The 21,339-nt window shown below is 36.7% G+C and carries 21 protein-coding genes and 1 pseudogene; 9 read left to right on the top strand and 13 right to left on the bottom strand.

What is annotated here, in order from left to right:
• Positions 1–221 precede the first annotated feature (221 nt).
• Positions 222–410, bottom strand: coding sequence for a YkzI domain-containing protein (locus LDX58_RS04565; RefSeq protein ID WP_227935671.1), 189 nt, complete (start codon positions 408–410; stop codon positions 222–224).
• A gap of 265 nt (positions 411–675) precedes the next feature.
• On the opposite strand from LDX58_RS04565, the gene LDX58_RS04560 reads away from it, so the two are divergent.
• Positions 676–1,305, top strand: a complete 630-nt coding sequence (locus LDX58_RS04560) for a YktB family protein (protein WP_227935670.1) — start codon at positions 676–678, stop codon at positions 1,303–1,305.
• A 79-nt stretch (positions 1,306–1,384) separates the two neighbouring features.
• On the opposite strand, the gene LDX58_RS04555 is transcribed toward LDX58_RS04560, so the two are convergent.
• Both LDX58_RS04555 and LDX58_RS04550 read right to left on the bottom strand, forming a co-directional pair.
• Positions 1,385–1,651 (bottom strand): UPF0223 family protein, encoded by a 267-nt coding sequence (locus LDX58_RS04555; RefSeq protein WP_227935669.1) that lies wholly within the window; start codon positions 1,649–1,651, stop codon positions 1,385–1,387.
• A 16-nt stretch (positions 1,652–1,667) separates the two neighbouring features.
• Positions 1,668–2,621: an NAD(P)H-dependent flavin oxidoreductase gene (locus LDX58_RS04550; RefSeq protein ID WP_227935668.1), complete on the bottom strand. Its 954-nt coding sequence runs from the start codon at positions 2,619–2,621 to the stop codon at positions 1,668–1,670.
• A 146-nt stretch (positions 2,622–2,767) separates the two neighbouring features.
• Between LDX58_RS04550 and LDX58_RS04545 the strand changes: the two genes are divergently transcribed.
• Positions 2,768–4,243 carry an aminotransferase class I/II-fold pyridoxal phosphate-dependent enzyme gene (locus LDX58_RS04545; RefSeq protein WP_265416567.1) on the top strand — a complete coding sequence of 492 codons (1,476 nt, stop codon included), beginning with the start codon at positions 2,768–2,770 and terminating at the stop codon, positions 4,241–4,243.
• 122 nt (positions 4,244–4,365) lie between these two features.
• Here the strand turns inward: LDX58_RS04545 and LDX58_RS04540 are convergent, their stop codons facing one another.
• The 4 genes from LDX58_RS04540 to LDX58_RS04525 all read right to left on the bottom strand — a co-directional run bounded on the left by LDX58_RS04540 (position 4,366) and on the right by LDX58_RS04525 (position 7,408).
• Positions 4,366–4,494 (bottom strand): GapA-binding peptide SR1P, encoded by a 129-nt coding sequence (locus LDX58_RS04540; RefSeq protein ID WP_227935666.1) that lies wholly within the window; start codon positions 4,492–4,494, stop codon positions 4,366–4,368.
• Between the two features lie 182 nt (positions 4,495–4,676).
• Positions 4,677–5,129 (bottom strand): hypothetical protein, encoded by a 453-nt coding sequence (locus LDX58_RS04535; RefSeq protein ID WP_227935665.1) that lies wholly within the window; start codon positions 5,127–5,129, stop codon positions 4,677–4,679.
• 108 nt (positions 5,130–5,237) lie between these two features.
• A complete protein-coding gene (locus tag LDX58_RS04530; RefSeq protein WP_227935664.1) occupies positions 5,238–6,320 on the bottom strand; it encodes a M23 family metallopeptidase in 1,083 nt (360 codons plus the stop codon).
• Between the two features lie 224 nt (positions 6,321–6,544).
• On the bottom strand, positions 6,545–7,408 hold the full coding sequence (locus LDX58_RS04525; RefSeq protein WP_308017464.1) for a polysaccharide deacetylase family protein: 864 nt from the start codon (positions 7,406–7,408) through the stop codon (positions 6,545–6,547).
• A 118-nt stretch (positions 7,409–7,526) separates the two neighbouring features.
• Here LDX58_RS04525 and LDX58_RS04520 point away from each other — a divergent pair, with 118 nt between their 5' ends.
• The 3 genes from LDX58_RS04520 (at position 7,527) to LDX58_RS04510 (ending at position 10,995) form a co-directional block, all read left to right on the top strand.
• A complete protein-coding gene (locus LDX58_RS04520; RefSeq protein WP_227935662.1) occupies positions 7,527–8,567 on the top strand; it encodes an FUSC family protein in 1,041 nt (346 codons plus the stop codon).
• Between the two features lie 87 nt (positions 8,568–8,654).
• Positions 8,655–10,274, top strand: a complete 1,620-nt coding sequence (locus LDX58_RS04515) for a glycine betaine uptake BCCT transporter (RefSeq protein ID WP_227935661.1) — start codon at positions 8,655–8,657, stop codon at positions 10,272–10,274.
• Between the two features lie 262 nt (positions 10,275–10,536).
• Positions 10,537–10,995: a thioredoxin domain-containing protein gene (locus LDX58_RS04510; RefSeq protein WP_227935660.1), complete on the top strand. Its 459-nt coding sequence runs from the start codon at positions 10,537–10,539 to the stop codon at positions 10,993–10,995.
• Between the two features lie 302 nt (positions 10,996–11,297).
• On the opposite strand, the gene lpdA is transcribed toward LDX58_RS04510, so the two are convergent.
• The 5 genes from lpdA to LDX58_RS04485 form a co-directional block, all read right to left on the bottom strand.
• Positions 11,298–12,707, bottom strand: a complete 1,410-nt coding sequence (gene lpdA, locus LDX58_RS04505; protein WP_227935659.1) for a dihydrolipoyl dehydrogenase — start codon at positions 12,705–12,707, stop codon at positions 11,298–11,300.
• 4 nt (positions 12,708–12,711) lie between these two features.
• Entirely contained in the window at positions 12,712–14,004 is a 1,293-nt protein-coding gene (locus LDX58_RS04500; protein WP_227935658.1) for a dihydrolipoamide acetyltransferase family protein, read from the bottom strand.
• Between the two features lie 94 nt (positions 14,005–14,098).
• Entirely contained in the window at positions 14,099–15,076 is a 978-nt protein-coding gene (locus LDX58_RS04495; protein ID WP_227935657.1) for an alpha-ketoacid dehydrogenase subunit beta, read from the bottom strand.
• A gap of 3 nt (positions 15,077–15,079) precedes the next feature.
• Positions 15,080–16,165: a pyruvate dehydrogenase (acetyl-transferring) E1 component subunit alpha gene (gene pdhA / locus LDX58_RS04490; protein ID WP_227935656.1), complete on the bottom strand. Its 1,086-nt coding sequence runs from the start codon at positions 16,163–16,165 to the stop codon at positions 15,080–15,082.
• 422 nt (positions 16,166–16,587) lie between these two features.
• Positions 16,588–17,235, bottom strand: a complete 648-nt coding sequence (locus LDX58_RS04485) for a YkyA family protein (protein ID WP_227935655.1) — start codon at positions 17,233–17,235, stop codon at positions 16,588–16,590.
• 375 nt (positions 17,236–17,610) lie between these two features.
• Here LDX58_RS04485 and LDX58_RS04480 point away from each other — a divergent pair.
• The 4 genes and pseudogenes from LDX58_RS04480 to rnjA all read left to right on the top strand — a co-directional run.
• Positions 17,611–17,688: pseudogene (locus tag LDX58_RS04480) on the top strand (YjcZ family sporulation protein); the annotation flags it as partial.
• Positions 17,689–17,834: 146 nt separating this feature from the next.
• Positions 17,835–18,371, top strand: a complete 537-nt coding sequence (gene def / locus LDX58_RS04475; protein ID WP_227935654.1) for a peptide deformylase — start codon at positions 17,835–17,837, stop codon at positions 18,369–18,371.
• A 448-nt stretch (positions 18,372–18,819) separates the two neighbouring features.
• A complete protein-coding gene (locus LDX58_RS04470; RefSeq protein WP_227935653.1) occupies positions 18,820–19,029 on the top strand; it encodes a DNA-dependent RNA polymerase subunit epsilon in 210 nt (69 codons plus the stop codon).
• Between the two features lie 3 nt (positions 19,030–19,032).
• Positions 19,033–20,700 (top strand): ribonuclease J1, encoded by a 1,668-nt coding sequence (gene rnjA, locus LDX58_RS04465; RefSeq protein ID WP_227935652.1) that lies wholly within the window; start codon positions 19,033–19,035, stop codon positions 20,698–20,700.
• Positions 20,701–20,827: 127 nt separating this feature from the next.
• On the opposite strand, the gene LDX58_RS04460 is transcribed toward rnjA, so the two are convergent.
• Positions 20,828–21,067 carry a hypothetical protein gene (locus LDX58_RS04460; RefSeq protein ID WP_227935651.1) on the bottom strand — a complete coding sequence of 80 codons (240 nt, stop codon included), beginning with the start codon at positions 21,065–21,067 and terminating at the stop codon, positions 20,828–20,830.
• Positions 21,068–21,339: the final 272 nt, after the last annotated feature.

Here is a 21,339-nt window from a genome sequence, read left to right as displayed (position 1 = left end):
CCCTTTATGAATAGACTAAGAAGCAATAAGCTACATCTTTAAAAGTCTCACTATGAGTGGGTTTCTCATAGTAAGACGAGTAGCGAGCGGAGCCATTTCAAGTCTTATAGTTGAACACGCTCTTATAATGTAAAGACAACAAAATAGAGGAAGATCCAGATGAAAGAACCTCCCTCTATCACATTATTTTAAGATTTCCATTAGCAATTCTTAACGAATGTTCATACCTCTAACTGAATCAGTTCACGTCGAAGCTTTTCAAGACGTTGCTTGGTTGCCTTAATCATCACTAAATCCTCATCAAGCATTGCATCGTGTAGAGTTGCGAGCTCATAATCAATTTCAAGGCGTAATACGGGAATTCTCAATTCTCCATCTTTGCGAATAAACGTTTGCATCACTTGTTCCATACGGCTTCACTCCCCTAGCTTTTTTTAATCAATTACTAACCATTCAGTATAAAACTAAATTTTCTGTTATTTTTACTAATTTTATTATAGCATAAGAAAAGAAAGAATTAAATGCAAATTAAAAAACAAATTTTTACAATTTAATTCGCAATTTATCCTTGATTTAAATCGTCTCATCTAACTTATTCCATTAACTCTTAAAATTCGAGATCATAAGTCGTCTATGATAAAATACTGTTATAAATGAAAAAGTGAGGTTAGGTATATGAGCTTAAAAGGGTTTACCAAATCAGATTTTGATGTTTTTACGCTTGATGGTTTAGAAGAAAGAATGAAAGCCATTCAAACACAAATACAACCAACTTTCAAGCAATTAGGAGACATCTTATCGAATGATCTTTCCATTTTACTTGGGAATGAAATGTATCTTCATATCGCAAAGCATGCAAGAAGAAAAGTGAATCCCCCCAACGACACATGGATGGCTATTTGTCATGATAAACGTGGTTACAAAAAGCATCCTCATTTCCAGTTAGGACTTTTTGATGATCATTTATTTATTTGGTTTGCATTAATATATGAAGCACCTAATAAATCTTTGATTGCCACTTCGTTCCTAGATGACCTTGAATTACTATTGAATTTACCAGCTGATTTTGTCATTTCGCTAGATCATATGAAAAAAGAAGCTACTACACTTAGTGACAAAAACGCAGATGAATTGAAAGCTGACTTAATACGTTTACGCGATGTTAAAAAAGCAGAGTTTTTAGTCGGGCGCCACATTACACCTGATAATCCCCTGCTAAAAGACGGACAAGCCCTAGTTGACTTCACAAAAGAAACATATGAGCAATTGCTTCCTATCTATCGAAAGGCAATGCAGCAAACATAATACTAAATCATAACAACAAAGAAAACGCATTGAATTTTAATTACGATTCAATGCGCTTTCCTATTTTAGAACTTTGCCATTACATTTTTATTTTTGTTGATGTCTCTTCGCGTGCCTTTTTTATCACTTGATAGCTAGAAATACTAAGTTCCTCATCATATTGCTTGAATAATTGTTTTTCCTCGCTCTTACCTGGTACTATTTCCTTAAAACGGCGATAGTGCGCCAACAGTTTTTCTCGATCAACTCCACCTTTATAAGCCTTTTCGACGATCTCAAAAAACTGAATTACGTCTACAACCTCTTCTGTTGACCAATCTATTGAAATTGGCAATTTAGAATCCATCTCTTATATCCCCTTTCTAAGCCTTCCAATTCAATCGAATTTGCTTTGCTTCCTCCATTATTTTAGTCATTAAATCAGCAACTGACAACTCCTCTTGAATGCGTCCAACAACTTGCCCTGCCCATCCAAAGCCTTTATCTTGGTTCCCTTCATAAATGTAGTTTTTGTTAGCCTCACCACTGATATACTCTTTTAGATCATCATAAGTAGGGTCTTTCGTTTCAATTGCAATGATCTTTTCTGTCCAAGCGTTTGTGAGAGCCCTTGCCGGGGTTCCAATTGAGCGTTTTATGACAGTTGTATCGTTTTCTGTAGCTGCAATCAACTGTTCTTTATAAGTAGGATGCGCATGAACACATTCCTTTGTAGCAATGAACCTTGTTCCCATTTCAATGCCTTCTGCACCTAAAGCAAGAGCAGCCATTAAGCCCCTGCCGTCTCCAATTCCACCTGATGCTATAACAGGAATAGAGACAGCATCTACAACTTGAGGGACTAAGACAATTGTACCTGTATCAGCCCTCCCTAAATGCCCGCCCCCTTCATATCCTACAACCATTACTGCATCTGCACCTAACTCTTCAGCTTTTACCGCTTGCCTTTTTGCAGCAACTAAAACTAATTTCTTAATAGTAGTCCCCCTTAGCTTTTCTAAAATCGGCGCTGGATTGCCTCCCGTCATTGAAATAACAGGAACATTTTCTTCGATAGCGACTTGTAACATATGTTCGAATGTACGACCATGTTCGCCGATTGCAAAGTTAACACCAAATGGTTTTTTCGTTTGTTTTCTGACTTTTTGTATTTCTTGTCTTAGTGCTTCAGGTGAAGAAAGCGACATAGCCGTTATTTGACCTAGTCCTCCAGCCTCTGAAACGGCTGAAGCTAATTCTGAATAAGCAAGATAGGCTAGCCCACCTTGAATGATTGGATATTGTATTTCTAACAGTTCAGTAACTTTAGTCCTCACAAAAACTCCTCCTTAAAAATTGCTCCATAGTAAAATAATGTTTTAACTATTGCTATTATTGATTCTTTGCTTTCAGCTTCATTTTTGATATACTCAAATTTGTTTTACAGTTTCTTTTAGTAATTATAAAAAAAGAGGTGAACCTGTTGTCACAACAACATCTTACTCCGTTGTTCACCGGTGTTCGTAGTCACGCCGAAAAACAACCTATCCAATTTCACATTCCAGGACATAAACAAGGAAAGGGCATGGATCCTGATTTCAGAAGATTCATTGGTGATAACGCTCTTTCTATTGATTTAATAAATATCGAACCTTTAGATGACCTCCATCATCCACATGGCATTATTAAAGAAGCTCAAGATTTAGCTGCTGAAGCATTTGGTGCGGATCATACCTTCTTTTCTGTACAAGGGACGAGTGGTGCTATTATGACAATGATTATGTCGGTTTGTGGACCTGGTGATAAAATCATTGTTCCTAGAAATGTACACAAATCAATTATGTCTGCGATTATTTTCTCTGGTGCAACGCCGATTTTCATTCATCCTGAAATTGATCCTAACTTAGGAATCTCTCATGGAATAACAACTGAATCAGTTGAAAAAGCATTATCGGCACACCCTGATGCAAAAGGGCTTCTTGTTATCAACCCAACTTATTTCGGTATTTCGGGTAACCTAAAAAAAATTGTGCAAATTGCGCACTCTTATAACGTTCCAGTACTTGTTGATGAGGCACATGGCGTGCATATCCACTTTCATGATCAATTGCCCATTTCTGCTATGCAAGCAGGTGCTGATATGGCAGCAACTAGTGTTCATAAATTAGGTGGGTCTATGACACAGAGCTCCATTTTAAATGTGAAAGAAGGTCTTGTATCGCCTAAACGAGTTCAGTCCATTATTAGTATGCTGACAACAACCTCAACATCCTATTTATTACTCTCTTCACTTGATGTGGCAAGGAAACAATTAGCTACAAAAGGAGAAAAATTGATTTCTAACGTCATTGACTTAGCTGAAACGACTAGAATTGAGATCAATCAAATTAATGGATTAGCTTGTGTTGGCAGAGAAATACTTGGAACAAAAGCAACTTACGATTTGGACCCAACTAAATTAATTATCACTGTAAAAGATTTAGGCATTAATGGCCATGAAGTAGAAATGTGGTTACGTAAAAATTATTGCATAGAAGTCGAAATGTCTGATTTATATAATATCCTTTGTATCGTCACTTTAGGAGATACGCAAGATAAAATGGATATTTTAATTCAAGCGTTAAAACAACTTGCCAATGAGCATTCATCTAATGTAAAAACTAATCAAATTTCATCCGTAAACGTTCCTGATATTCCTACACTCGCATTATCTCCACGCGATGCTTTCTATGCAGAGACAGAAATCGTTCCGTTTGAAGAATCTGCAGGTAGAATAATCGCTGAGTTCATCATGGTATATCCTCCAGGTATCCCCATTTTAATTCCTGGTGAGATTGTTTCAGAAGATAACCTTTCCTATATACAAGAGAACCTAGAAAGCGGATTACCTGTTCAAGGTCCTGAAGACGAAACATTTCAATCTCTTCGTGTAATCAAGGAACATCGCGCTATTAGATAGTTGCAGTAAGTGCGACTATCTAAATTGATCTTCCCTTCGGTTAGATGCTTACAACTATGACTATATAAAAAGAAGGACCCCAGAAGAGTCCTTTCATGCTGCCTGTATTTAGGCAGCTTTTTTTATTTATTTTTTTCTTGAGTCGATTTGCAATGTTCACAACTAGTTCCCTTAGCATAAAGCGTTGTGACTTTTTCACCTTCAAACACATCGATCGTCTTATTACATGATTGGCAAATGATAATTCCCATTTGAGTCATCCCCTTTACGCAGTTTTGTAAGCGGTTTACCTTTTCTTGTTTTTATAATAATACATACTAATTGAGACGTCAACACTTATTTGTATGTCACAATTAATTAAACGATGCTCAAATAAAAAAGAATGACTCTCAACTCGTATAACCTGTATGGCTAACCGAGTAAGAGTCATCCTCTAAAAAATGGTTGGAAAAAAGGTTTCATGCTGTACTTCAATAAATCTACCAACTTCTTTAATGAACACCAGATCATCTTCTGTTATTTGATAAATTTCCTTCGGTACATGTCCCACAACTACGCCTAATAAATGATGATTCTTATAAAAAGGTAAAAAGACTTTTTGTAAGATATCATCTTCTTGAACAATCAGCTTTCCTTGAATTGCAACTGAACTAAGAATCCCTTCCCCGAATGGTACTTTTCTTTCAATATAAGAAGGACCAACACAAACTTTCATGATAAAAGCATCATCAGTTGTTTCGTAAATAGCAACAGATGTCCAACTATTATCTATAAATTTTGCAAATTTACGTGTTATACCTATGTAAAAACTAGACAAAGTCTGAGCTTGCTCACGCACAAGTCCAATTTCAAGACGTAACTCATCAAGTAAATTCGATTTATCCATTGAAGCGACCTCCATCACTACGAGCATCCAGAAAAAACTTATATCTAGTTTATCATAAAAGCACTTGTCGATAGTTGTATAGTTGTGACTTCTATTGTCGAAATTTTTTTATTCCCAAATGCGTTCAAGAACTTTTAATGTTTCATCCTGTGATAAATATTTCCAAAAGTATTCTCCGAAAATCAAAATATCTTGATGAAGATGAAGGCCTTCTTCATAGTTCTGATTCACTCCATCACTTGTTCCAGAATTCCCAACATAACCGATGACAGTTTCAGCAGTTACTAGGTTACCTACTTGAATCTCACTTGGTATATCATGAAGATGAGCAAACCGGTTCAGAACTCCACCTTGATACTGCACCCATACTTGTCTACCTCTTAAACGATCAATTATATACTCTGGAGTCATTCCTAGTTCATTCGTAAAAGCTAAATCAAGATTTCTGGCTTCGACAGAATCATATTCTTCATAACCATGATCAGCTCTCACCACAATTCCATTCCCCATTGCATAAACCGGAGTATCAGTAGAAATCCCACCACCTGATGCAAAGGCATACCAGTCAATTCCCTCGTGAAAACCGTTCCGATAAGCTCTTGGAGCACCTGGAAGATGACCAGCAATTTTACTAACTTCTGCTCCCTCGATGGGCTTTTCTAAAAAAGATAAATGGCTAACCATTTGATCAGCATCCCAATCCTCCATTCGTACCACTTCAGAAGTTGAAGACACTTGCTGAGTGGTTCCTAACCATTGAAAATGAACATGTTCATTTTCAATGGTTACTCCTGTATTTAAAGCAACCTCAATAAACTCAACTGGCAAATAGATATTTTCATTCTCATCAGTGATAAGATAGATCTCATCTGTTGCAAGAAATTTTCCATCCTTCTCTAAAACAGGAACACCATCCGTTAAAGAAAAGGAATGATGATTAACATTTACATTTAGCGTACGGTGAATCGAATCAAATTCAAATTCCCCACCAACTATTTTAGTAAAATCATCTAGGAGGAATTTCACTTCTGTTTCGGTTATGTTAATTGGTATACTCATATTTGCAAGATTATGTTTATCTTTATTTAATGGTTGAATTATATTATCCTCTGCCTCGTTTTCATTCCACTGACAACCTACAAAAAGGAAAAGTGAAAGTATAATACAAAATAAATTCTTTACGGGTCTCATTCCCTCAACCTTCCTTTATTTTATTCAGTCCTTTTACCTTTATTGACATTTCGCATCTAAGAAATACAAATTAGAATAATCAGACAGTAAAAAAGAGTCAAAAGGCCTAATTTGCCGTTTGACTCTGCATCTAAAGAAAGATTAAGTACCCAAATGTGACCTAAGAGTTGATACAATCGATTATAAATAGATTTTAACTTTTACAGGGAAACCGCACTCCTTACCTAGTTGATTTTTATTTCACGTGGATCAATTGGTTCATAACCCCGTTCTCTGAGTCCTATCACAATATTTTCTATAGCCTCTGCTGTCCATTTTCGATCATGCATAAGGAGATTTGCTCCATTAGATAAAAGCGGTGATTCTACCATGATTTTCGCTAGAGCTTCAGCATCTTGGTATTCTTGCTCCCAATCATAGCCGTACGTCCAATTCATGAAGATCATTCCTTCTTGTCCAACAATAGCTCTAGACTCATCCGTATTAACGCCAAACGGAGCACGATAGAATTTGGGCCGTTCCCCAATGATCTCCTCAATTAAATCATTTAACTCGATGATTTCTCTTTTCTGATTCTCTTCTGAGAGATCACTCATATTCGGATGATTCATTGTATGATTTCCAATCTCAAACCCAAGTTCATGTATGACTTTTAACTTATTCTGTTCTTCCTCTGACTTAAGAAAATGTCCATTCACAAAGAAAATGGCACCAGCTCCTAGTTCCTTAAGTTTTTCTGCTATCACAACACTATATTGATCAGGAGCATCATCAATTGTTAATAGTATGACTTGATCATCACTATCATCTAAAGATTTAATTCGCCAACTAACCGGGTCAATTTCATACCTCTCTACAAATACTTCATCCTCAATTGTCGCTTCTACTTCATTATCTAATTCAATTTCTTCCTGTACTTCTAGTTCACTTTCCTCCGTTTCGTCTCCTTCTATTTTTTTACTATCTCCAACTAACTCCTTCCTATCATTCGTTAGATTATTCTCATCCGAAAGTGTCTCATTAGTCTGGCAACCAACTAATAGTAAGAAGGATAAAACTAGCATAACTAGTTGTTTCAAAAGGAACACCTCACTTAATTTTTTTGACATTCAGTCCTAAAACGATGCGTATATGAAAGTTACTTTTACCCAATAATAAAGAATGAAATATACATAAAACGATTTATCTTACAAGGAGTTTATATCTATGAAAAGCTGGATTGGCAGACGGGTAATCAAAACGGGTGTAGCAGTTTTCATCACAGCTCTCATTTGTCATTTAATTAAACTACCTCCGACATTTGCCGTTATTACCGCCATCGTGACAACTGAACCTACCGCTGCTGACTCTCTAAAAAAAGGGATGATTCGTTTACCCGCAGCGGCACTCGGAGCAAGCTTTGCCATCGCAGTCGACTTTTTCTTTGGGCAAAACGCTCTTACATATGCTCTAGTTGCAATGCTAACCATCATTGTTTGTTCTAAATTAAAATTTGATACAGGTACTCTTGTCGCTACGTTAACAGCTGTTGCAATGATACCAGGCACAACAGACCATGCGATATTTGATTTCAGTACGAGGATATCAGGTACATCAATTGGCATTATCGTGTCAACTTTTGTTAATTTTATTATTTTACCACCGAAGTTCGGACCCATTCTTGTAAAAAAAATAGATGAACTCTTCACCAAATCTGCAACAAACTTCTCATTAATTATTCAATCACATTTCTTAGATGATACGAATGATCGAGCGAAATATTACCGTCATTTGCACGAAGAATTGACAAAGGCTTACCAATTAATTCAATTTCAACATGACGAATGGCAATACAGACGTTCAACTGATTTTGAACGTCGTTCATTTGGTTATTTAGAAAAAAAATTAAGCTACTTACACCTTATTCTTTTTCACATTGGTAAAGTTTGTCATTTGAGACTGAACCAAACTCTGTCTCAGCAAGATCAAAAATTGATAAAACAGGCAGTTGACTCTTTTAGCAACATTTATCAAGACGATTATCATCAAATCACCACCAATCATTACATCACTATTGAAAAAATAAAGCAACTACGAAACAAACAAACAAAACAAGATACATTTTTATCTCAAATTTGTCATGAATTCATTTCACTCCATGAAGTTACTGCAGAATTAGCCGAAATCACAACAGATGAACGAAGATTTTCAATGGAAGAAAATGATTACCCAACTTATATATTCAAAAAGCAACTTCTCTATGATTAAGTTGCTTCTTAAAAAAGCAAACTGTTTGCCCTTGTAAGTACAGTTATGTTAATGTGAAAATTGTTTTCACAAGAAAGGTAGTTGATTATGAAAAAAGTTACACCTGTTTTCACCATTTCTGTAGGCATTGCAATCGCCTTTATTTTATGGGGAGTTATTGCACCTGCTAACCTAGAAACTGTTACTAGCTCTATTCAAGGTTTTATTACAAATGAACTAGGTTGGTTTTATTTATTAGCAGCAACGGGCTTTTTAACTTTCTGTATTTATCTTATTTTTAGTCCGTATGGAAAGATTAAATTGGGGAAGCCCGATGACAAACCAGAATATAACTCTTTAACATGGTTTTCCTTTTTGTTTACAGCTGGTATGGGAATCGGGCTCGTATTCTGGGGAGTGGCCGAGCCGCTTTACCACTTTTTCGACCCACCAACAGCTGAATCCGGTTCAAATCTAGCCGCTGGAGAAGCCATGCGTTACGCATTTTTTCATTGGGGCTTACACCCATGGGCTATCTACTCTGTTGTTGCTTTAGCATTGGCTTACTTCAGGTTTAGAAAAGGTTCACCTGCAGTCATGAGTGCTGTTTTAAAACCACTGATCGGCGAAAGATCCAATGGAGGACTTGGAACAGCTATTAATGTCCTTGTTGTCTTCGCGACTATTTTTGGCGTTGCGACATCTTTAGGCTTTGGTGCTGCTCAAATTTCAGCTGGATTAGCTTATTTAATTCCTGGCTTGCAAACAGTGAATGTAAGGCTCCTTCAATTTATCGTCATCATCATTGTGACTGTCTTATTTATGATATCGGCCCAAACAGGATTAGATAAAGGGATCCGCATCTTAAGTAAAACCAATGTCTACTTGGCCATTTTCCTCATGCTATTTGTCCTATTTTTGGGACCTACTAGTTACATTATGGGGGTATTCACTCAAGGCATAGGTAGCTATCTGCAAAATTTAGCAGGGATGAGCTTTCGATTAGACGTATATAATCCAGAAACGACTTGGGTTGAGGGCTGGACCATCTTTTACTGGGCTTGGTGGATTTCATGGGCACCATTTGTTGGTACATTTATCGCCCGCGTTTCTAAAGGACGGACGATTCGTGAATTCATTATCGGCACCCTTGCCGTCCCATCTCTTTTCGGCGCATTTTGGTTTGCAGTTTTCGGGGGAACTGGAATACACATACAGCGTTCAGGTGTAACCGACGTTTTTGCAACCATGTCTGAATCAGGTATGGAAGTCGCTCTATTCGCTGTACTTGAACAATTTCCATTAGGCGTTCCCTTGTCAGTCTTAGCTGTATTTTTAATTTCCTCTTTCTTTGTAACATCAGCTGATTCAGCCACTGTCGTATTGGGAATGCAAACAACGAATGGGAACCTAAACCCTCCAAACTCTGTTAAATTTGTATGGGGTCTGATTATCTCGTTAACAGCTGTTGTTTTGTTGGTGCTAACAGATAAAGGCCTTGGTTCCTTACAAACAGCAGCTATCATTGCCGCATTGCCGTTTACGATAATCATGATCGCAATGGTTTTCTCTTTAATGAAATCGTTACAATCTGAGAAACCTACTTTAGTTTCTGAGAAAGAAAGAATCATGCATGAACGCTATGAATTAAAAAAGGAACGTGAAAAGTTTAAAGAAGAAAAAGTAGCTTTTAAACAAGAAAAAGCTGAAATGAAAAAGAAAAAATAAGAAAACCGCAGAGCGTTCAGTTCTTAGAATAAACTTTCATACTTCATTGAAAACCATCTGGTATTCACTCAAATTTTACACTTCCTTATCTTTTAAGAAGAAAGGATGTCCAATCCATGATTGGACATCCTTTCTTCTATATATAACTCCTAAATATTTCTATTTCATTACATTTCTATAACAGACACTCAAAGTTGAATAATGCATGTTAGAATGAATTATCATAGAGTATCATTTTGTAAGATAAGGAAGTGAAATAGTAATGGATAAGTATATCGAACTGATGATTATAAGCTCTATTTTTTTATTAAGTTCTTGTTTTTCAACAGCGACGTCGATAGAACATCCTTTGCTGAAACATGACGAAGAAACCATTACTGTTCTATTTTCCGATTCCTCTAAAATGCAAGAGGAAAAAACGTATTATGATGCTTTATTAGAATTAAAACAAACATATCCAAATAATATTCCTTCGCTGTTAATCATCGATGCAAAAGATCGTGATTTGGTACGGTATTTTAATATTGAACAATTCCCAACCATGTTGGTCCTAACAGGAGAGCAAGAGGATTTGAGAATGGAAGGCATATTCTCAAAAGATGAAATATTAGCACATTTAGTGGAGACTTTCCATCTTGAGAAAGAAACCAAACTTTCTTACTCTTTCTTTTCTGATACGGTCTTACAACTTTATACATACAAAAAGCCAGTCTTTTATTAGTAAAAAGACTGGCTTTTTACTGCCATAAAATGCAACCTATGCACCATTTAAATGCACAGGTTGTATTCCAAATGGATAACGCTCATAGTAAATTTCTTCTGCTTTTTGTTTCATCTCTAACCAAGTCGTAAAGCTTGTCAGTTCTCTTAATTCTTTTTGAGCTTTAAAAACCTTTATTTTTCTCTACTCATTTAATTCCGATAAGTTTAATTTGTTACACTAACAATATCCCTGTTATTCCGAGTTGACAAGTATGTTTTAAGACCAAAAAAAGACACCCTAATAGATGTCTTTTTTGGTCATTATTTTATGATGTGAATAGGTGTTCCTAACGCTACTTCTGCCGCTTCCATTGTAATCTCACCGAGAGAAGGATGAGCATGAATGGTTAAGGCAATATCTTCAGCCGTCATCCCTGTTTCAATGGCAAGACCAAGTTCAGCAATCATATCAGAAGCATTCGGACCAGCAATTTGAGCTCCGACTACAAGGCCGTCCTCTTTGCGGGTTATAAGCTTCATGAAACCGTCAGCCTCATTAAGTGATAATGCACGTCCATTGGCTGCAAACGGGAATTTAGAAGCTATTACATCGAATCCAGCTTCTTTAGCTTCTGCTTCAGTGTAACCAACACTTGCAAGTTCTGGCTCAGAGAATACTACTGCTGGGATAGCTAAGTAATCAACTTCTGATTTCTCTCCTGCAATAGCCTCAGCTGCAATCTTACCTTCATAAGATGCTTTGTGAGCAAGTGGAGGTCCTTCAACAATGTCTCCAATCGCATAGATGTTAGAAACATTCGTACGACATTGTTTGTCAATTTTTACAACACCACGTTCAGTAAGTTCAACACCAATTTGTTCAAGACCAAGCTCATCCGTATTTGGCTTACGACCTACCGTTACTAAACAGTAATCAGCTTCAAATACTTCTTCTTTGCCTTTTACTTCAGCGGTAACTTTAACACCCGTTTCAGACTCTTCTACGCCTTTAGCAAGTGCTTCCATCTTAAATTCTACACCGTTCTTCTTTAGACGACGTTCAACAAGCTTGGCCATTTGCTTTTCAAAACCGCCAAGAATTTGCTTACTTCCTTCAAGAACAACAACTTCTGCTCCCATGTTAGAGTAAGCCCCTGCTAATTCGATACCGATGTAGCCTCCACCAATTACAACCATCTTTTTAGGTACTTCTTTAAGAGCAAGCGCTCCGGTTGAATTAATTACGCGATCCGTGTATTTGAATGCAGGAATTTCTATTGGACGTGATCCTGTTGCGATAATACAATTTTTAAAATTGTATGTTTGTGCACTTTTTTCGTCCATAATACGTACAGAATTCTCAGAAGCAAAATAAGCTTCACCACGAACGATTTCCACTTTATTTCCTTTAAGAAGTCCTTCAACCCCACCTGTTAACTTTTTAACAACAGATGCTTTCCATTCTTGAACTTTATCAAAGTTTATTGAAACTTTTTCTGCGATAATTCCCATATCCTCAGAATGATTAGCATTATGAAAACGGTGACCAACAGATATTAATGCTTTAGAAGGAATACAACCAACGTTTAAACAAACGCCGCCCACTTCTCCTTTTTCAACAATTGTTACTTTTTGTCCTAGTTGTGCTGCACGAATTGCTGCAACATAACCTCCAGGACCTGAACCAATGACAAGCGTATCTACTTCTTTTGCGAAATCTCCTACAACCATGTACTTACCCCTCCATTAATAATAATTGCGGATCATTTAAAAGACGTTTCACGTGGTTTAGTGCATTCTGAGCTGTAACGCCATCAATTAGACGGTGATCATAACTTAAAGATAAAGCCAAAACAGGTGCAGCTACAATTTCACCGTTCTTTACGACTGGTTTTTCTTCAATGCGACCAATACCTAAAATAGCTACTTCAGGATGATTAATAACAGGTGTAAACCAAAGTCCTCGAGCAGAACCCACATTAGAGATCGTGGCTGACCCGCCCTTCATTTCTGCACCACTAAGTTTACCATCACGAGCTTTTGCTGCCAACTCATTAATTTCATCAGCAAGAGCAAAAATCGATTTGCGATCAGCATCTTTAACAACAGGTACAAAAAGACCATGCTCCGTATCTGCTGCGATACCAATATTAAAGTACTTTTTATAAACAATCTCTTCATTTGCATCGTCAATAGATGCATTAAGAGTAGGAAATTTACGTAGCGCTGCTGTGAGAGCTTTAACTACATACGGCAAGTAAGTTAACTTTGTCCCTTGCTCTGCAGCAATGGTTTTATATTCTTTACGATGAGCCACTAAATTAGAAACTTCAATTTCGTCCATGTGAGTAACATGAGGTGCAGTGTGCTTTGAATTAACCATCGCTTTTGCAATTGCCTTACGTACCCCTTTAAGCGGAACACGCTCTTCAAGTTCACCAACTGGAATCGAAACGGGTTCAGGTTTTGTTGTCGCTGAAGGAGCAGTCGCTTCCTCTTTGGCTTCAGATAGCGCTGTAGCTTCCGTTGTAGCACCGCCGTTTAAGAATGCATCTACATCTTCTTTCAGCACTCGACCATTTTTACCAGTAGCTGTTACTTTTTGAATAGCAACACCTTTTTCACGTGCATACTTACGAACTGAAGGCATTGCAATAACGCGAGCGCCACTATTAACATCATCATTAGCTGTATCAGCAGCAGGCTCAGAAGACTTAGTTACTTCTTCTTTAGTTGGTTCAGCTTCAGCAGCTGGTTCTTGAGCACTTTCCTCTTCCGCAGGATTTGCATCGCCTGCGTCAATTGTTAAAAGAACATCACCAACAATACTAACTGTTCCTTCTTCCACTTTAATTTCAAGAACTTTTCCATCGACTGGAGATGGAATTTCTACAACAGCTTTATCGTTTTGAACTTCAAGAAGAATATCATCTTCCTTGATCTCATCACCTGGTTTAACAAACCACTTTACAATCTCACCTTCATGAATACCTTCACCAATATCAGGCAGTTTAAACTCATATGCCACTTGAAGTGCCTCCTTTTAATAAACACATTATTAGTTAAAAAGAAAAGACTAACATCTTTTCTTTTCAGCGCTTGTCTATTGTTTAAAAGTTATATTAGAAATTAATAACTTTCTTTGCCGTTTCAACGATTCCTTTATAATCAGGTAGCCAAGCATCTTCAGCTGCTGCAAATGGATAAACAGTATCTGGAGCGGTAACTCGAAGTACTGGTGCTTCAAGACTTAAAATAGCACGTTCTGTAATTTCTGCAACTACATTAGCTGCGATCCCAGCTTGTTTTTGAGCTTCTTGAACAACGATTGCGCGGTTCGTCTTTTCTACAGAAGAAATAATCGTATCAATATCAAGTGGGCTAATTGTCATCAAATCAATGACTTCCACATCAATTCCCTCTTTTTCTAGCTCTTCCGCAGCTTTAAGGGAAGAATGGACCATTGCTCCGTATGTAACAATAGTTAAATCTTTACCTTCACGCTTTATATCAGCTTTCCCAAGTGGAATTGTGTACTCTTCTTCTGGTACTTCCGCACGGAAAGAACGATAAAGCTTCATATGTTCAAGGAAAACAACTGGGTCGTTATCACGAATCGCTGAAATTAATAACCCTTTTGCATCATAAGGAGTTGCAGGAATAACAACCTTTAATCCTGGAGTCTGTGCAACTAGCCCCTCTAAACTATCAGCATGCATCTCAGGCGTTTTCACACCACCTCCAAAAGGAGAACGAACCGTAATTGGAGACGTTAGCTTACCACCTGTACGGTAGCGCATACGGTTCATTTGACCAGCTACAGAATCGAATACTTCAAATAAGAATCCAAAAAATTGAATCTCCATAACTGGACGAAAACCGGTAAGTCCTAAACCAATTGCTAAACCACCAATACCAGACTCTGCAAGTGGTGTATCAAATACGCGTTCTTCGCCAAATTCTTTTTGTAAGCCTTCAGTCGCACGGAACACTCCTCCGTTTTGACCAACGTCTTCACCAAACACAAGTACATCTTCATTATTCTTAAGCTCATTACGCATCGCATCTGTAATTGCTTGAATCATCGTCATTTGTGCCATTGGTTACTTCGACTCCTTTGCTGTATATTCTTCCATTTGTTCTTGAAGATTTCGTGGTAAATCTTCAAACATGAAACTGATTAGGTCTGTTACTTTTTGTTTAGGAGCACTATCAGCCTTTTTCATAGCTTCTTTAATATCTTCTTTTGCTTGATCTACAATTTCAGTCTCTCTTTCTTCTGTCCATAGATTCTTTTTCTCTAAGAACTTACGGAAACGAACAAGCGGATCTTTTTTCGTCCACTCATCATCAAGATCAGAAGAACGGTAACGAGTTGGATCATCTCCTGCCATTGTGTGAGGTCCATAACGATATGTCATAGTTTCAATCAATGTAGGGCCCTCGCCAGCTAAAGCACGCTCGCGAGCTTGTTTCGTTGCTACATAAACAGCCAAGACATCCATTCCATCTACCTGAATTCCTTCAATACCAGCTGCTACCGCTTTTTGTGCAATAGTTTTTGCTGCAGATTGCTTTTCAACAGGTACAGAAATCGCAAAGCGGTTATTCTGAACTACGAATACCGCAGGAGCATTATAAGCACCAGCAAAATTCATTCCTTCATAGAAATCACCTTGTGAAGCCCCACCATCACCTGTATACGTAATTGCAATGTTATTTTTCTTTTTTCGCTTAAGACCAACAGCAACACCAGCTGCTTGAATAATCTGTGCTCCAATAATAATTTGTGGATACAATATGTTTAATCCATCAGGAAATTGACTTCCTGCAAAATGGCCACGTGACCATAAAAATGCTTGGTGTAATGGTAAACCGTGAAACACTATTTGAGGGATGTCACGATATCCAGGTAAAATCCAATCTTCTTTATCTAAAGCAAAATGACTTCCAAGCATTGAAGCCTCTTGACCAGCTACTGGTGCATAGAAACCAAGACGCCCTTGACGGTTTAATGAAATAGCTCGTTGATCCCAAATACGCGTATAAACCATACGTCTCATCATTTCTTGTAAATCTTCATCACTCAATTCAGGCATTGCAGCTTCGTTAACGATTTCACCTTCTTCGTTAAGAATTTGAAACGTTTCAAATTGCTCTTCAACTTGTGCTAACGTTTTTGTACTCACTACCTTCACCTCTTCCTTTCGAATAGAAAAATTACTCAATCTTCTTGTTTTCCGACATTTCTCAACTGATTATGAGAATTTAAGTTATTTGACAAATCTCACACATAGGATACCCAAACTATACTCATCCATAACCTCCGAGTATGAAATTCAGTAACCTTATTACTGAGAGAATCTTTAAGATCCATCTCGACAAAACCAAAAAAATTATCTGTATTAGTCATTTAACCAACAAAGTAATACAATGATACTTATAAAAATAAGTCTACTCTATTTACACAAACTCCGTCAATCCTTTTGCTTAACGTTTTTACCAAAAAAAAAATAACTCAATAATTATTCCTGAGAAAAAACTGTTGTATTACAATTACAAATAATACTAGTACAGGACGTTGGAATTCAGACAAAAAAAGCCTAACGCACTATTCATACTGTACGTTAAGCCCTGCCACATCATAAAAGTCTCTTTTTAGTTGATTATATTGATCTGTTGAATGATTAAAATTTTCTTTATAATTCTCTACTTCTACATATAACTCATTAACTTTATCTATTTGTGTTTGAAGATCTTCAAGCTCCAATTCCTCTGTTTTTAACATTTCAAATAGAACTCGATCCTCAGCGGTAGTCTTTATATAAATATCATGTAAATTATTATAACTTTTATACCTTGCTTGCATACTATCTACTAAAGGTTGAATCATTTCAACTAACTTTTCTTCAGTTATATTTTCTATTTCTGCTTCTACTTTTTTAAATTCAACAAAGCTTTTTTCAAGACTACTTTTCTCTTTAGCTACCATTGCTTCACGAGCTTCAATTGATACAATTGCCTCATCTGCAAGACGAACTACTTCGTCAAGATCACTAAGGCCTAGAGCAATAATTTCTTCGAAAATCTTATTCTCTTTCAATTCGGCTTTTTGTAATGGTTCTTGTTGTTGTTCAAATGGTTCTTCAAAAACAACAGCAGCCTCTAGATGCTGATATATCGTATCTATCGACTGCTCTCCACACCCCGCAAGCATTCCAATAACAAATAAAGTCATTACCCATTTTTTAAAACTCAACATTTAATCCCCCTATCCCAGTTTCACTGTACCCATAAACTCACAATTTTACACTAATCCAATAAGTACCAAATGACAACTAGTTTTGATAAATCTTACCTCTGCTAGTATATGAGCCCAACAAATCTAATATGAGCCTGTCCATTAAAAATTTTGAATTTAATGGATTAAAAATAGGCATTCGTCCAACCACAATTCCTTGAGATGCATAATGTAATATTGAATCGCAGTTACTGCGGTACAAAGATAAAGGAGGAATGCAAAATGTTTGGATACGGATATGGTGCAGGTTATGGTGCAGGTTATGGATGTACGGACCCTTGTGGTTACGGTTATGGCGCTCCGGCTGTAGCTGGCGCTTATGCTCCAGGTGCAGGAAGAGGATTCGCGTTAATCGTAGTACTTTTCATCCTGCTTATCATCGTTGGCGCTTCTAAATTTGGCCATTGCTAAACTGATAAAAAAGAAGGAGCTAAGGAAGTGCCTTGCTCCTTCTTTTTCCTATTTTATTTATAATTCATTATAAAACAAAGAATACTACTTGATATTTTGATTATTTCTTCATAAAGTAAACGTAGGTGCAAAAGGAGTGAATACATATGTTAACAATGAAAGACATCGTTAGAGAAGGTGACCCTGTACTTAGAAAAATTGCAGAAGAAGTCCCTCTTCCAGCTAGTGCTAAAGACAAAAAAATTCTTAAAGATATGTTAGACTTTGTCATCAATAGTCAAGACCCTGAACTTGCTGAACAATATGAACTAAGACCTGGAGTTGGTGTAGCCGCTCCACAAATCGGTATTTCTAAAAGAATGTTCGCAGTCCATGTAACAGATGAACAAGATAAACTTTATAGTATGGGTCTTTTCAATCCAAGAATTGTAAGTCATTCAATTGAAGAAACGCATCTTGAAGGTGGAGAAGGCTGCCTTTCTGTAGACAGAGATATACCCGGTTTAGTTCCTAGATATTCTCGTATTACCGTAAAAGGAACCACTTTAGAAGGTGAAGAAGTCTCATTAAGATTACGGGGCTTAGTAGCCATCGTTTTCCAACATGAATTAGATCATCTAAATGGAATTATGTTTTATGATCGAATTGACGAATTCAAAGATAAATTAAAAAAAGAACTTTGAAATTGAATATATTAATTTAGTAAACCCAATTTAGTACTGATTTTTAGATGTATTGACGAATTGAATTCAAGAAGTCAGACATTCCTAATTGATCTAATCTACTAACTTGGGTTTTTTTATCCATTTATTACCTTGAACAGGCGGGTCACATCCAACACATACTATACATATCAAACCTCACTAACGACTGTTATTTACATGTATAAGCAAAACTAAAAGGATGTGAACCATAATGCTACGTAGATGGAGAAAGAAAATCGTAAAAGGTTGTAAAAATTTACTTCCGAAAAACCGTTTAATTGAAGTTTAATCAGAAACGTAACCGTCAATACTTATCATTTATAATTAAGAAAAAAGCTTCATAATGTACCGGATAAAATAAAAACATGAAATACGGTGACATTTGCTTTATAATGAAAATATAACCAATGGTAAGGAGAGGTACAAAATGATTTTTAAAGTGTATTTTCAAAAGAAGTTTAACCAGGTTCCAGTTCGTGAATTTACGGAATCGATTTACGTGGAAGGTGATAGCGAAGCTGATGTGCGGAAAAAGCTGGCTCCTCGTGAATATAATATTGAATTTGTAACACCGATCTCTGGAGAATATCTCGAATATGAACAGTCAAAAGGTTCATTCACTGTGGAGTCTTTGTAATTTATGAAACAAGTAAAAAATAATCAAACCGCTGTTTTCGCATTAGGCGGCTTAGGTGAAATCGGAAAAAACACGTATGCTGTTCAATTCCAAGATGAAATAATTTTAATTGATGCCGGAATTAAGTTTCCAGAGGACGAACTTCTAGGTATTGATTACGTCATTCCAGATTATACGTATTTAGTTAAAAATGAAGATAAGATTAAAGGCCTTTTTATCACGCATGGTCACGAAGACCACATTGGTGGAATTCCTTATCTATTACGAGCTGTGAATGTTCCTATTTACGGAGGTAAATTAGCTTTAGGTTTATTAAAAGGTAAATTAGAAGAACATGGGCTTTTACGTAAAACAAAGTTACATGAAATTCAAGAGGACCAAGTCGTTAAGTTTACAAAAACATCAGTGACGTTCTACCGCACAACTCATAGTATTCCTGATGCTTTTGGAATTGTAGTAAAAACACCTCCAGGAAACATTGTTCATACTGGAGATTTTAAATTTGATTTCACCCCAGTTGGTGAACCAGCTAACTTGACGAAAATGGCTAAAATCGGTGAAGAAGGGGTTTTATGTTTACTATCAGATAGCACAAATAGCGAAATCCCAGAATTTACGATGTCTGAAAGAAAAGTTGGAGAAAGTATAAATAGTATATTCCGTAAAGTAGATGGACGTATTATATTTGCGACATTTGCTTCTAATATTTATCGTGTTCAACAAGTAGTTGAAGCGGCTGTACAAAACGGACGTAAAATCGCCGTATTTGGCCGAAGCATGGAAAATGTTATGGCGATCGGTCAAGAACTTGGATATATTAATGCACCAAAAAGTACATTTATTGAACCATCTCAAATTAATAAATTACCAGATAATCAAATAACCATCTTATGTACAGGTAGTCAAGGAGAGCCAATGGCAGCTCTTTCACGAATTGCAAATGGTACACATCGTCAGATTCAAATTATCCCAGGAGATACAGTTGTATTTTCTTCATCACCAATACCTGGAAATACATTAAGTGTTAGTAAAACCATTAATCAACTGTTCCGCGCTGGAGCTGATGTCATTCATGGCACATTAAGCGATATTCATACATCAGGCCATGGTGGACAAGAAGAACAAAAACTTATGCTTCGTTTAATGAAACCGCAATATTTCATGCCTATACACGGTGAATACCGTATGTTAAATATGCATGTAAAATTAGCTGAAGATTGCGGAATCCCTAAGCAAAATAGCTTTATAATGGATAATGGAGATGTCTTAGCTCTTCATCCAGACGAAGCTGGTGTTGTTGGGAAAATCCCTTCTGGATCTGTTTATGTAGATGGAAATGGAATTGGTGATATTGGTAATATCGTATTGAGAGATCGTCGCATATTATCTGAAGAAGGACTGGTTGTAGTTGTAGTTAGTTTGAACATGAGAGAATTCAAAGTAACAGCTGGTCCAGATTTGATCTCCCGTGGATTTGTGTATATGAGAGAGTCAAGTGACTTAATTCATGAAGCACAAAAACTATTAGCCAATCATTTAAATGATGTAATGGCGCGTAAAACCACACAATGGTCTGAGATCAAAAACGAAGTAACTGACTTACTCGGACCATTCTTATACGAAAAAACAAAACGTAAGCCAATGATTTTACCAATTATTATGGAAGTATAAAAAGAGGACTCAAATGGTTTTTCACCTTTTGAGTCCTTTTCTTTATCAATTTCAAATAAAACCTCACTTTAATCAGCTTGAGCTAGCAAGTCTAAGTTTTGCGCGTGAACATTGTTATTTAAGAACGTTAATCCTTCCCCATAGTAATAATTGATAAAGGTCCATCTAATACACCTAGGACATCAGTAATATATTCTTCATTATTGAACATTTCCTCATAAAATAAATCTCCTCCTTCTTCAATAAACGCTTTATCTACTTTTACAGCACCGTTATGTAACGAAAGCACCCTTTGATCTTTTTCTTTCTCCGCTTCTTCCTCAAAAACCGATAAACCCCATATGTCGTATCCTAATATATCGTTCACCTCATAGGCAATCGGGTGATTAAATGAAAGCACTGATGAAGGGTTGAGAGCGTAACCTGGTTCAAGATAATTCAAGCTAATATATAATACAATACAACGATTGCAGCAAATATACTCATTCCAATAAAAAGCGACGTTTCATTTGCTGTCCTCCTTCTCACTACTTATATGATTAGGATGAAGTAAATAAGTGGAGCCTATTCCTAAAGGCTCTGATTATAAATGCCATTGTATCGGGAAGACTATCGAAAAAGTTCGATTCTTTACCTTTT

Source organism: Alkalihalobacillus deserti, assembly GCF_020734105.1.
Classification (GTDB): Bacteria; Bacillota; Bacilli; order Bacillales; family Bacillaceae_D; genus Halalkalibacter; species Halalkalibacter deserti.
This window is presented reverse-complemented; position numbering and strand designations above follow the sequence as displayed.